Source organism: Parachlamydia acanthamoebae (assembly GCF_000875975.1).
Lineage (GTDB): Bacteria > Chlamydiota > Chlamydiia > Chlamydiales > Parachlamydiaceae > Parachlamydia > Parachlamydia acanthamoebae.
In genome coordinates this window covers 83,438-97,026 of the sequence record NZ_BAWW01000007.1, presented here as the reverse complement: position 1 = coordinate 97,026, position 13,589 = coordinate 83,438, and the positions used below count along the sequence as shown (strand labels likewise).

Genomic DNA, 13,589 nt, shown 5'->3' with positions numbered 1-13,589 from the left:
CGGGAATGATAAAAGGTTTGCTGATTATCAGATTATTCCTAATATTTTCTATGTTTTTTAACTTTTATGATGATCTGGCTTTACAACAATAACCGTACAAGGAGCATGATGAACGACTCGGTCAGGAATAGATCCTAGTAACCACTGACCCAATGTATTTTTAGTCTGGGGCCCCAGTATGATTACATCAACTTTTTTCTTTTCAGCCCAATGAATGATTTGTTCGGCTGGATGACCAAGCGCAATTTCAGTTTTAATACGTAAACCATGGGAACGGGCTTCATGTCTCAAAAGTTTAAAAAACTTCTCATAGTGATCTTTTCCTTTTTCTAAATTATCGCGTGTTTCAACATCTTCTGGTGGTTCTAAGATGCGCACTATTGATAGGATTTCAATTTCAGCATCAAATTTTTTTGCCATATCCAAGCCAAAAAGAAATGCAGAATGGGATTGTTCTCCATCGTAAGCGACTAAAATTTTTTTTATCATAAAATCGTCCTTTTGAACTTAGCTATTGTTTTGGTGGTTTTATTTTTGGTTCATTTTCTTGAAGAAGATGCTTAGGAAGATAAAAAGCATTAGCAATGATAGTTGGAACAATTGCAGTTCCTATGACTGCCGCAACTAAATAGGAATATTGTTCTGAGTTAATAATTCCATGAGTTAATCCAAATAATGACGAAATAGTCCCAAAAGTTAGCCCAGTCGACATTAATAATGTTGTGTACATTGACTCTAGGTGAGGGTATTTGATTAACTTAGCAGTTGGGTAGACGCCACAAATTTTTGTAAGCATTTTTGCTGTAAGCAAAACAACAAAGGCCAAAGGGGCAGCTATTAATGCCGATAGTGAGACAAGTGAGCCTGCTCGAATAAAATAAAAAGGGGTTAAAAAGCCTAAAGTTAATGTGCGAATCCGTCGAATAAAGGCGAGGTTTTTCCCAACCGTTCCAGCTAAAATCATACCAATCATGTAAGCTGGTAAAACGGCTTCGCTTCCAGCCCAAGTGGCTAATCCGCCCATGCCAAATAGTACAAGTAAAATATATTTCGTTTCAATTTCGGCAGGGAGATCCCCGTATAATTGGAAAAAATATTGGGTGACATGAGGTAAAAAAATGAACAGAGCAATGCTCGCGATCACAAAAATCAGGGTTTTCATGGTGAATGGAGAAAAAAGGAGTCCCAGTGCAATCACAGTTCCCAAGTCATTGATAAAGCATGCTCCGAGCACAATTTTTCCAAATTCTGTTCGATTAAGTCCCAGCTCAAGCATGACGGCATAAACGACCGTCACTGATGTTGTGGATAAAGCTACGCCACATAGCCAGCTTGCCATGACATCCCAATGAAGGATATAATAAGCGGTGGCGGCGCATCCAAAAAATGGGACAAAAAAGGCGATTATTCCAATCAAGCTGACTTCTTTCCACTTCGAACGAAAAATTAAAGGATCAAGTTCTGCTCCTGCAAGAAAAGTTAAAACAATGGCTCCACAGCCCGCTAAAAATGCAATCCAAGGTTGATTTGCTCCTAAGGAAAATCCCGCGAAATAAGTGATCACAATCGCTTGTGTGGCAATACCGATAAAAATTTCAGATAGGGCTGTTGCAATCCTCAATTTGATAGAAATAAAAGTGGAAATAAGAGCTAATCCTATCCATAGTGTTGCCAAAATCCAGATGTCCGCCATTCAATTCCTTTAAAAAATAGATGAGCTAATTTATTTGTTTTTGAATGTGTAGATCTATCTGTTTTGGATTAAATTAAAAATATGCATTTGAATGCAAGGTGAAATCTTTATTACAATATTTTGCAAAAATCTACCTTCATGATAGCTTGTTTAAGTAAATGAAATTTTAAGGCATTGATTATGGTAGCTGCAGGCGATTTAGACGCAAAACACTATAAAAAAAATTCTATTTTACAGTATGCTCTTGCGCAGGACCCCTTGAATTATTTTCCTTTTACAGGAAATGAAAACGTTCTAGATATTGGATGTGGTGATGGAAAAATTACAGCAGAGATTGCCAAAAAAATTCCCAACGGTTTTGCGATTGGAATTGATAAATCACCCGGAATGATTCATTTGGCTAAGCAATCATTTTCAAATGTAGAATATCCAAATTTAGATTTTCAAATTCAAGATGCCGTTCAATTACCATTTGAACAAAGTTTTGATCTCATTACTTCGTTTAGTTGTTTACATTGGGTAAAAAATCAAAAGGCTGTTTTTCAGCAAATGAAACAACTCCTTAACTATGGAGGAAAAGCGATTATTGTGACGTTTCCTCGCTGCCTCACTTTTTGGGATCCAATCGAAGCAGTTGCCGATCATCCAAAATGGCGTAATTATTTTCTTCAAGATCCACGTCCTTATGAATTTTTAGATCAAAATGCTTATTCTCAAGTAGTGCAAGAAGCTGGATTGAAAATGCTTCATATCGAAACGTCTAGTCATGCGGCAAAATTTCATGGGAAGAAGGGATTCGAAGATTATGTGAGAGGGTGGCTTCCATTTTTGATTGCGCTGCCTAAAGAATTTCACGATCCTTTTTTAGATGAGATAGGAAATAAATCTCTTGAATTTGTCCCTGTCAGCGAAGACGGGTGTGTTTACCATCCTTACGAAAAAATAAGTATGATTCTGGAACAAAATACCTTCACAGGGTATTTGAGTTTTTAGTATGTATAAACGAAAAATTATGATAGAGTTAAAGAGTTTGATTAATTAAAAACCTTTACCAATTTAAGAGTTCAATGCCAAAAAAAGTCTCAAGTGACAAAAAAAAAGTCGTCTCCATCTCTAAAAAACCTAAAAAATCTAAAAAAGAGGAAAAGCTGTTTCAAAATTTCCTTAAAACTGTCGAACAGTTTATTGGAGGAAAAGCATTTTTTCCTGCGACTTTTTCTGAATTAAGTCAAAAGCTTCAAATTCATCCCCAGCACATCGAAATATTTCAAGAAGTTTTAGATGCTCTAGTTGCAAAAGGGGTCACCCAGCTTTCTCAAGGAAAGTACATTGCCAAAAAAACACATACAGATGTGATTAGCGGAATTATTCATATGCATCCCCGTGGTTTTGGTTTTGTACAACCCGACGATCCTTCGGTGTGCGATCAAGATATTTTTATCCCTCGTCCTCATACACAAAATGCTGTGGATGGCGATAAGGTTGAGGTCGTCATCGATACACTTGCAATTTCTGAAAAAGGACCAGAAGGCAAAGTTATCGCGATTGTTGAACGCGGTCGGACACACATTGCAGGAATTATCCGAACAGTTTATCCCAATGGCGCCGTTTATGCCTATGTGCCTTTACTTGGGACGTCTCAACAAGTTGTCGTTCAACAAGCAGAGGGCAAACCTTTGCAAGTTGGTGATCGCGTGATCATGGAAGTCGTGGACTGGGGAGATAAAAAGAATGAAACGACCTGTCGCATGTCTCACTATTTAGGGCACATTTCCGATCCCGCATGCGATATTCCTGCAGCTATTGAAGAGTACGAGCTTCGAGCAGATTTCCCTTCCAAAGCTTTGACAGAAGCTAAAGATTTTGGGAAGGTTGTATCGAAAAAAGATCTGGTCGATCGAGAAGATTTAAGAGATGTTGAATGTTTTACAATTGATCCCGATACAGCAAAAGATTTTGACGATGCTTTGAGTCTTGCGAAGAGTGAAGATGGGCATTTTCATTTAGGCGTACATATCGCGGATGTGTCCCACTATGTGCAACAAGGATCGGCATTGGATCTTGAGGCAAGCCGTCGCGGGAACTCAACCTACTTTCCAGGCTATTGCTTACCAATGCTTCCACACGAATTGTCTAGCAATTTGTGCAGTTTAAGAGCAAATGTGAATCGTCTAACTGTTTCCGTACATATCCACTTTGATCCGGAAGGGAATATGCTGGACTACCGCATTTCTCGCTCTGTGATCAAAAGCAAAAAGCGGATGACTTATAGAGAAGCTAAGCAAATCTTGGATGGTCAGAAAAAAAGTCCTTATGAACCGACTTTGCAGCTGATGGTTGAGCTTTGTTACAAACTCAAACGCAAACGTTATGAAAGAGGTAGCATTGAATTTGCGATGCCAGATCTCGTGGTTAAGGTAAATGAAAACGGTGTTCCACAAGGATTAGACCTGGTTGTTTATGATATTACGCACCAGCTTGTCGAAGAATTTATGTTGAAAGCGAATGAAGTAATTGCTCTGCATCTTGATCAAGAAGGAAAAAATCTCCCTTACCGAATTCACGATGTGCCTTCTTCTGAAAACATGCGCGATTTTTCCTTTTTGACAAGTGCCTTTGGTTTTCATTTGTCTGAAGCGCCTACGCCTTCCGAGCTACAAAAACTATTTGATGAAGCTTTAGAGACTCCCTATGGACAGTATTTAGCGACTTCTTACATCCGGCGCATGCGTCTGGCTGTTTATTCTCCAGCAAATATTGGGCATTATGGGCTAGGACTAACGCATTATTGCCACTTTACGAGCCCTATTCGCCGTTATGTGGATCTGATTATTCATCGTCTTTTATTTGGTTTAGAGGCAGACCTTCCTCATTTAGAGATGGTTGCAGCGCAGTGCTCAGAACAAGAACGGTTAAGTGCTAAAGCGGAAGGAAGCGTTGTTTTATTAAAGAAATACCGTCTTCTCCAAGAAATCAAGCAGCAAGATCCTTATAAACAATATGACGCTGTGATCACACGCGTCAAAAATTTTGGCTTCTTTTTTGAAGTTCTTGATTTTATGCTTGAGGGATTCTTGCATGTCTCTGAAATCGGAAATGATTACTATTTATATGATGAGCCTTCTTTAAGTCTTAAAGGAACACGAACGGGTCAGGGTTTTACTTCTGGAACAAAAATTTCTGTGATTTTAAAGGAGATTGATTTTATCACTCTGGAAAGTAAGTGGCATTTTGTTCAGGCAGAGCCAACAGAAAAAAAATCTCCAAAGGGATCATCGAAACGAAAGGGAAAAAATTTTACAAGCGCGAAAAAGAAGCCCTCCAAATCTCCATCAAAAAGTCGTCCGCGTAAAAGAAAATAATAACGATCATGCCGCACGAAGCTCCTATTTTAACAGTTTCACAGCTGACCACTGCAATTAAGCATAGTTTGGAATCGACCTTTTCTCTTGTTTGGTTACAGGGAGAAGTGAGCAATTGTAAAGTGCAATCCTCTGGTCACATCTATTTTTCTTTAAAGGATGCGCATGCACAAGTGGCGGCCGTGATGTTTCGGGGGGATGCCTCCAGTCTAAAAATGATTCCAAAAGATGGAGATCAAGTGATTGTTCAGGGGCAGCTGAATGTTTATCCCCCAACAGGAAAATATCAGATCGTTGTTCGGGAGTTACGGTTAGCTGGTCTTGGTGAGTTGTTGCTTAAATTGGAAGAGCTTAAAATTAAACTGCACAAAAAAGGGTGGTTTAAGGCAGAGCATAAAAAAGCCTTGCCCAAATTTCCTAAGCGAATAGGGGTTGTGACAAGTCCCACAGGGGCTGTTATTCAAGATATTTTAAATATTTTAACGAGACGGGCCACTGGCTTTCACTTAATTTTGAATCCTGTGAAAGTTCAGGGACCTGGGGCTGCGCAAGAAATTGCAAAAGCTATCCAGGATTTTAATACCTTTAATCTTGTCGATGTCATGATTGTTGGGAGAGGTGGCGGAAGCATTGAAGACCTTTGGGCCTTTAACGAAGAGATTGTCGCAGAGGCCATTTTTAATAGTCAAATTCCTGTGATTTCGGCTGTCGGACATGAAACGGATCATTGCATTGCCGATTATGTCGCAGATGTACGCGCGCCAACACCTTCGGCGGCGGCAGAAATTGTGATCACCGAAAATGCTCAGCAATTGCATCATTTTCAGCAGATTTTACGCCGTCTCGATCACAGCATGAGACAGACACTTCATCATCATCGTCTTTGTTTAAAAACCATTTTAAAGCAGCCTTTATTAGCCAGTCCTTATGCCATCTTGGGATCTTGGATGCAAAAAGCGGATGAATTTCGGCAAGAATTGGATCAATCGACTTTTCGATTGCTCAAGCAGCATCGCTTTGCTTTAGAATCGCGAGAAAAAATTTTGCAAACCCTAAAGCCCACAATGCAAATTTTTCATCTGAAGGAAAAATTAGTCAATTTGCGCAAAGCGATCGATTTCTTCGTTTTGCAAAAACTAAATGAATTAAGAAAAGCGATTCAGCTAAAAGATGAGAAAATTCTAATGGATCAAAGGTGGAAAGTTAAACTAGAGCATTTGCGTGAGCTTTTAAAAAATAAAGAAGACGCATTAAAATCGATAAATCCACGAAATTTATTAACAAAAGGGTATACTATTCTCTTTTCGGAAAAAGATCAATCCGTTATAAGCTCAGTACGTATGTTAAAAAAAGATCAGAAAATACGCATGTTATTATCTGATGGTGAAGCTCTTGCACAAATAAACGAAATCTATTCAAAATAGTTAATTGCAGTGGAAAAAGAAACAAACTCTAATAAACAAGAAAAGAATTTTGAAGCGGCGTTTGCACGTTTAGAAGAAATTCTTGAGAAGATGAATTCAGGTGCTGTTAGCTTGGATGAATCTCTACTCCTTTACGAAGAGGCGGATCGTTTAATCGCATCCTGCACGCAAAGATTGAATGATGCGGAACGACGTATTGAAGTCTTAATTAAAAATAGACAAGGAGATCTCTCGCTCGATCCCAATCAAAATCCTAAGGTGCAAAACTTTTCCGATTCTGGAAATGGCAATTCAACAACAAAATTAATGAGTCCTTAATGAGTTTCCCTATTCTTTCTAAAATCCAAAGTCCGCATGATATTAAACATCTTTCTTTGCAAGAGTTGAATTCTCTCGCATCAGAAGTTCGACAAAGGATTATAGAAGTCCTTTCTATCAACGGGGGACACTTAGCTTCAAATTTAGGTGTGGTAGAACTGACCATTGCTTTGCATGCTGTTTTTAATTCTCCCGACGACAAATTTATTTGGGATGTTAGCCACCAGACATATGTGCATAAATTATTGACAGGCCGACAAGAAAATTTTCATACAATCCGTCAATATAAAGGATTGTGTGGCTTCAGTCATCCAAAAGAATCACCCTACGACCATTTTCATGCAGGTCACGCAGGAACAGCTCTTTCTCTAGGTCTTGGAGTGGCTAAAAGTCGAGATTTACTGCAGAAAGATGACTATGTTGTGCCAATTATCGGAGATGCTACATTGACTTGTGGAATGGCCTTAGAGGCTCTTAATAATATCTCAAGAGATTTAAAGCGTTTCATTGTGATCTTAAATGACAACAACATGTCGATTTCAAAAAATGTAGGAGCGATTACACAGATTTTAAGTCGTCTTTTGAGTAATCCCACCACAAACAAATTATACCAGGAACTTGACACCATTGTTTCTAAAATCCCAAGCTATGGTGCGACTCTTTCAAAGCAAGGACACAAAATCACAGAGTCTTTGAAAAACTTAGTTAGCCCAGCTGCTTTTTTTGAACAATATGACCTCTCTTATATTGGGCCAATCGATGGGCATGACATTAAAAAGCTGATCGATGTTTTTGAAGGTTTAAAGACTTCTCAGTGGCCAGTTGTGGTTCACATTTTGACCAAAAAAGGGCAGGGGATGGAAGAAGCCATTAAAAACCCTGTGTCTTATCATGGAGCGAAGCCTTTTTGTTTAGATACAGGAAAATTTCATCCTGTCACATCTTCTAAACCCACGTTCCCTAATATCTTTGGCTCTCATCTTTTGAAGATGGCGGAAGAAGATGCTTCTATTGTTGCTGTGACTCCTGCGATGTCGGCAGGATCCTGTTTAGATAAATTTATGGAGAAATTTCCAGACCGATGTCATGATGTCGGAATTGCAGAAGCGCATGCGGTGACTTTTAGTGGTGGTTTAGCCTATGGAAGAGAGTTAAAAGTTGTTTCTTCCATTTATGCGACCTTTTTACAGCGTGGTTTGGATAATCTTTTCCATGATGTTTGCTTACAAGAGCTTCCTGTTGTCTTTGCGATTGACCGTGCGGGGATTTCAGGTCCAGATGGATCGACCCACCATGGGGTATATGATATCTCTTTTTTGAATGCGATGCCGAATATGGTGATTTCACAACCTAGAAACGGGGATGTTTTAAAAGAACTTTTGGAATCAGCTTTTTCTTGGGGGCGTCCCGCAGCCATTCGTTATCCCAATATGGCAACGGATGTCTCGGATAAGCCTTTGCGTTATCGTGAGCTAGGAAAAGGGGAAGTCCTTGTAGAGGGGGAAGAGATTCTAATTATGGCCCTAGGGCATATGAATCAAACAGCTTTGGCTGTTAGGGAGATTTTAAAGACGGTTGGAGTCAACGCTACCGTATTAGATCCTGTATTTGTTAAACCGTTAGATTCCGAACTTTTATGCGATTTACTCACAAGGCATAAGCGTGTTGTGACGATTGAAGAGCACTCGGTGGTTTCAGGTCTTGGCTCTATATTGAATCATTTTCTCATGACGAATGGTTATAGCCATGTTCAGGTATTAAATTTTGGAATCCCCGAAGCCTTTTTGGATCATGGAAGCCATGCAGACATCATTAAAGAGATTGGTTTGACAGCAAGTCAAATTGCTGAAAGCGTGATGACTCAATTCTCTCTCAAAAATCCAGATTGTTCAGAATTTGTTGATACCCGTTCTGCGGGAAAGAATTAACACTAACTTGACGCACATGTCAGAGTTTTAAAGAGGCTATATGCACATTGCATTGTTTCCAAATACAGCAAAAAAACATTCTAAAAACATTGCAATTAACATCCGTGAATACCTAACGGCACAAGGTGTCTCAATCATCACTCAAGACGAAGTCGCTGAAGAAATCGGAGCTATTCCCCTTTCCAGTATCAATCCTGAAATGGTCGATTTTATCATTTCGTTGGGGGGAGATGGAACTATTTTACGTCAAATGCATCGACATCCTAATCTAATGGCTCCCATTGTCGGGATTAATTTAGGCAGTTTAGGGTTTATGGCAGATATTCCCGTGACGGAGATTTATCCTGGTTTACAAGACATTCTTAACGGAAATTTCCAGATCCAAGAAAGAATCATGATGCAAGGACAATCCATGCATAATGAAACGTGTTTTGCTGTGAACGAGATTGTCGTACATCGAGCTCAAAATCCTGGACTAATCGATATCGGTGTCCACGTCAATGGACTTTATTTGAATACGTTTTCTGCGGATGGATTAATTCTTTCCACTCCTAGCGGATCAACGGCTTATTCCTTGGCTGCTGGGGGCCCCATTTTAACGCCCGACTTAAATGCATTTGTGTTAACTCCTATTTGTCCGCATACTATTTCTAATCGCCCAATTGTTTTGGCGTCTAATCAAGATATTCAAGTTCAATACCTTAGTGAATATGCTCCAGTTGAAATCATTTTCGATGGCTTTACTCGTTTCACCATGGCAACAGGTGAAGTTTTGCGTGTTAGCTTATCCCCTCGTGTTTTTCGTTTGGTTTCTTTACGAAATCATGACTACTTTTCTACTTTAAGAACTAAGCTCGGATGGGCAGGCAAATTAAAGGCCTAATATCCTGAGGGTTTCTTATCTCTTTAATCAAAAATTCTCTTAGAGAATGATCAGAACAATTTTTAAAATTGAGCGCTTGTCTTTAAAAAAGTGAAAGATTTCCGACTATTTCTAAAATAATAATTAAAAAATGATTTTTTTAACCACCTAGAAAGCAATTGGTTAGGAAATAAATAAAAACAAAAGTTTGCATTTTTGAAAAATTATTGTGGCAGAATTAATGCACAACTCGTATTTAAAAGAGGTAAAACCTTTCTTATCAATCAGGCATGGCCGGTAAACTTTCAAGTGCACTGTGCAAAAACTGGTCGAGAAGGTGTTAAAGATGATAATGAACTTTATCAAGTCCAAACTCTAACTTAAGGAGAGTCGTATGAAAAAGAAAATTACATCAGTTTTGGCTTTGTGCTTAACAGCTTTTGCTTTAACAAGCTGCTGCTGCAACAATGATCCTTGCTGTGATCCTTGTCCAAAACCTTGCTATACACGTCCTGTATGTCCAAAACCATGCTGCCCACGGCCATTGCCAAGACCATGCCCAGCACCATGTGAAAGCGGCTACTAATCGTTTCTGTGGCAGCAATGATAATTTTTTATCATTGCTGCTAATGAAATTATCGAAAAGCTTTCGCAAGACAATATGAACTTCGAGTTCTGCAAAAGAAAATTTCAAGCCTTAGGAGACAGTATGAAAAAAGTATTAACATCTCTCTTAGCATCAGGAATTGCTGCGATAGCTCTAACAAGCTGCTGCTGTGATTATGATCCATGCTGCGATTCGTACCCTAGCGATAGCTGCAGACCATGTCCTGAGCCAAGAGCAAATGGTTGCTGCCCACGTCCTCATATTTGGGAGAACTGCTGCTGCAATCCAGGCAATTACGAATATTAATCGTTTCGATGAAATTCATTTTGCTTAAATAGGGCGCCTGTGTTCCTTTTTAGGCGATGCGCCTAGGAAGTAACACAAAGCCCCAATTTAATCAAAAATTAAGGTCAAATTCTCACCAACCAAGAGCAAATTCAAAATGCGGCAAAGGTGACAGTGAAAATGACTGCAAACAGATTGAAAAATCTACCAAAGACGTTAAAAAAGGAGTCTTTATAATGAGAAAACAACTAGGAGTGATCACCTCGTTGCTTTTTTTGTGCGCAACTGCTTTTCTAGGAGCTGCTCATTCTAGCCCAAACAATTATGGTTGGGGTGGTGGGTATCCCGTTGACGAGCAACAATCTTACGGTCAAGGCTATGAGCAATCATATGCTCCAGGTCCGCAAGGTTCTTACGCACCTGCTTACGAGCAGTCTTCTCGTCCAAGACAAGCTTGCCCTCAGCCTGCTTGTCCGCAACCAAGAACATGTCCTGCACCACGACAAGCATGTCCACAACCTGCTCCAGTGTGCAAGCCTGTTTGCGTTCCTCCACAGCCAGCGTGTTGCGAGGAGCCTCTTTGCAAAACGATTACACCTTGCCGTCATGGAAATCAAAATAAATTGGTTTGCCACGATGGGATTACTGTAACAGCGCGCAATCCTAAAATGTGTATGCTAGGGGATCAATATCCTTTAGAATTTGACATTCAAGCTTGCGATGATGTTTGCAATGTGGTTGTCACGACTCATTTACCAGAAGGCGTTTCTTTTGTACGTAGCGTTCCAGAAGCGAAAGTGGATGGAAACAAACTCGTATGGGAAATTGGCTCAATGGAAAAAGGGCAGTGCGTCCCAGCAAAAGTATGGGTGAAATGTGAATGTGAAGGTGAGCTTTGTGCATGTTTTTGTGCAACAGCATCTCCAGTCAGATTCTGTTCTTTGCTCTGTGCTAAACCTATTCTGACCTGCCATAAGTGTGGACCAGAAGAAGTTTGCCCAGGTGATCAAGTCAACTATACAATAACTGTAACAAACCGCGGAAGCTGCGCAGCAGAAGATGTTGTTGTAACAGATAATGTACCGGAAGGACTTGAGCACAGCAGCTGCCTACGTACTCTTTGCTATAAGCTAGGAACGCTAGAACCTTGCCAAACGAAAAAAATTAATCTATGCTTTACAGCTGTAAAGCGTGGACAAGTGTGCAACACAGCGGTTGTAACAGCATGCAATGCTGATACAGTATCTTGCCAATGGTGCACAAACGTTTGCAAAGAATGCATTGAGATCACAAAAGTGGGTCCAAAAGAAGTTCCAATCGGCAAAAATGCTGATTACCAAATCACTGTGACAAACCCAGGTGATAAAGATCTGACAGAAGTGACAATCACAGATTGCGCTCCAAGCTCAACATCTATTGTTTCAGCTAATGGTGCAACAATCCGTGGAAATCAAGCTGTTTGGAGATTAAAGGAACTTAAACCAGGTGAGAAGGTTACACTCCCAATCACTTTAACTACATGCACACCAGGATGCTGGACAAACCGTGTGACTGTAACAAACTGTCAGAATTGCACAGCTTGCGCAGAAGCAACAACTCGTTGGAGAGGTCGTCCTGCACTCAACATGTGCATCACAGATACTGAAGATCCAATTTGCATTGGTGAATCAACAACCTATTGCATCACAGTCACAAACCAAGGCTCTGAAGCAGATAGTAATGTAGCTGTTGTCGTACGCTTCCCTAAAGAAGTGACTCCAACTGCTGCAGTTGGCGATTCAGCAGGCACAGTATCTGGTCAAACAGTTACTTTTGCTCCTGTAGCTAACTTCGCACCTCGACAAACATTGAAATTCAGAATCGACGCGAGAGCAAAAGAATCTGGTGATGCACGTATCATTGCTGAAGTATCTTCGGATTCTATCAAGACTCCGATCGTTCAGCAAGAAAGCACAATTGTTAACTAATTTTAGTTAACCGTGTGTATGTCAATAATGGGGCAGGCTGTAAAGCCTGCCCTTTTCTTTTAGCCGTCCTCTAATTAATTAGACATGAGAGAGAAATTATGAAGGCTTTAGTGTATAAGGGGCCAAATAAAATTAGTCTCGAAGAAAGGCTTAAACCTCAAATTGAAAAATCCACGGATTGTATTATAAAAATATCAAAAACGACAATCTGTGGAACGGATCTTCATATTATAAAAGGCGAAGTACCAACAGTCGCAAAGGGGCGTATTTTAGGCCATGAAGGAGTGGGAACCATCGAGGCTGTGGGCAACGCAGTTTCAAATTTTCAGGTTTATGATAAAGTGTTAATTTCCTGTATTACCTCCTGTGGCAAATGTGCTTATTGCAAGAAACAAATGTACTCGCAATGTGAGGTTGGAGGGTGGTTACTCGGAAACAAAATCGATGGCACGCAAGCAGAATATGTGCGTATTCCATTTGCCGATACAAGTCTTCACGCCATTCCTTCCAATGTTGACGAAGATCTCATTTGTCTATTTAGTGATGTTTTACCAACAGGTTATGAAACAGGGGTTTTGAAGGGAAAAATCAAATTAGGAGATAAAGTTGCGATTATAGGGGCAGGTCCTATTGGTTTAGCTGTTTTACTGACGGCTCAGTTCTATTCACCCTCAGAAATTGTTGTCGTTGATAAAGATAATTTTCGATTGGAAGTTGCTAAGCTGCTGGGAGCTAAAGTAACAATTAATGGTGACGGTAATGATGTAATCGAGCGCGTTTTAGAAATGACTAATCAAAAAGGCTTTGATATCGTTATTGAAGCTGTAGGAAAACCAGAAACATTCGAAACTTGTCAGGCTATTGTTGCTCCAGGTGGTTACATTGCCAATGTGGGTGTGCATGGGAAAAGTGTCTGTTTGCATTTAGAAAAGCTTTGGAATCAAAACATCACCATAACAACGGGCTTAGTGGATACTTTCAGTATTTCGATTCTTTTAAAAACCTTTGCTGCTGGTATGCTTAAACCAGGTGTATTAATTACCCATCATTTTGATTTAACAAATGTTATAAAAGCATACGAAGTATTTGCTGACGCTGCCAATCAACATGCATTGAAAGTCATTTTGGAAACACATCCGTAAT

General features: G+C 39.8%; 12 protein-coding genes. 10 read left to right on the top strand and 2 right to left on the bottom strand.

The window, feature by feature from the left end:
• Positions 1 to 57: 57 nt before the first annotated feature.
• Both AOM43_RS03890 and AOM43_RS03885 read right to left on the bottom strand, forming a co-directional pair.
• Entirely contained in the window at positions 58 to 489 is a 432-nt protein-coding gene (locus AOM43_RS03890; RefSeq protein WP_006341663.1) for a universal stress protein, read from the bottom strand.
• A gap of 22 nt (positions 490 to 511) precedes the next feature.
• Entirely contained in the window at positions 512 to 1,693 is a 1,182-nt protein-coding gene (locus AOM43_RS03885; RefSeq protein ID WP_059359136.1) for a cation:proton antiporter, read from the bottom strand.
• A gap of 180 nt (positions 1,694 to 1,873) precedes the next feature.
• On the opposite strand from AOM43_RS03885, the gene AOM43_RS03880 reads away from it, so the two are divergent.
• From AOM43_RS03880 to AOM43_RS03845, 10 genes are all read left to right on the top strand, one after another.
• Positions 1,874 to 2,686: a class I SAM-dependent methyltransferase gene (locus AOM43_RS03880; RefSeq protein WP_059359134.1), complete on the top strand. Its 813-nt coding sequence runs from the start codon at positions 1,874 to 1,876 to the stop codon at positions 2,684 to 2,686.
• Positions 2,687 to 2,760: 74 nt separating this feature from the next.
• Positions 2,761 to 5,055: a ribonuclease R family protein gene (locus tag AOM43_RS03875; RefSeq protein WP_006341660.1), complete on the top strand. Its 2,295-nt coding sequence runs from the start codon at positions 2,761 to 2,763 to the stop codon at positions 5,053 to 5,055.
• An 8-nt stretch (positions 5,056 to 5,063) separates the two neighbouring features.
• Positions 5,064 to 6,479 (top strand): exodeoxyribonuclease VII large subunit, encoded by a 1,416-nt coding sequence (gene xseA, locus AOM43_RS03870; RefSeq protein WP_059359131.1) that lies wholly within the window; start codon positions 5,064 to 5,066, stop codon positions 6,477 to 6,479.
• A gap of 9 nt (positions 6,480 to 6,488) precedes the next feature.
• Positions 6,489 to 6,797, top strand: coding sequence for an exodeoxyribonuclease VII small subunit (locus AOM43_RS03865; protein ID WP_006341658.1), 309 nt, complete (start codon positions 6,489 to 6,491; stop codon positions 6,795 to 6,797).
• Positions 6,797 to 8,725 carry a 1-deoxy-D-xylulose-5-phosphate synthase gene (locus AOM43_RS03860; protein WP_013924709.1) on the top strand — a complete coding sequence of 643 codons (1,929 nt, stop codon included), beginning with the start codon at positions 6,797 to 6,799 and terminating at the stop codon, positions 8,723 to 8,725. Before AOM43_RS03865 ends, AOM43_RS03860 begins: the two co-directional genes overlap by 1 nt.
• A 40-nt stretch (positions 8,726 to 8,765) precedes the next feature.
• Positions 8,766 to 9,608: an NAD(+)/NADH kinase gene (locus AOM43_RS03855; protein ID WP_006341656.1), complete on the top strand. Its 843-nt coding sequence runs from the start codon at positions 8,766 to 8,768 to the stop codon at positions 9,606 to 9,608.
• Positions 9,609 to 9,981: 373 nt separating this feature from the next.
• Positions 9,982 to 10,173, top strand: a complete 192-nt coding sequence (locus AOM43_RS13460; protein ID WP_162531522.1) for a hypothetical protein — start codon at positions 9,982 to 9,984, stop codon at positions 10,171 to 10,173.
• Between the two features lie 123 nt (positions 10,174 to 10,296).
• Positions 10,297 to 10,500, top strand: a complete 204-nt coding sequence (locus AOM43_RS13455; RefSeq protein WP_162181352.1) for a hypothetical protein — start codon at positions 10,297 to 10,299, stop codon at positions 10,498 to 10,500.
• 215 nt (positions 10,501 to 10,715) lie between these two features.
• Positions 10,716 to 12,446: an OmcB family cysteine-rich outer membrane protein gene (locus tag AOM43_RS03850; RefSeq protein WP_006341652.1), complete on the top strand. Its 1,731-nt coding sequence runs from the start codon at positions 10,716 to 10,718 to the stop codon at positions 12,444 to 12,446.
• Positions 12,447 to 12,544: 98 nt separating this feature from the next.
• A complete protein-coding gene (locus AOM43_RS03845; RefSeq protein ID WP_059359129.1) occupies positions 12,545 to 13,588 on the top strand; it encodes a zinc-dependent alcohol dehydrogenase family protein in 1,044 nt (347 codons plus the stop codon).
• The last annotated feature ends 1 nt before the right edge of the window (position 13,589 follow it).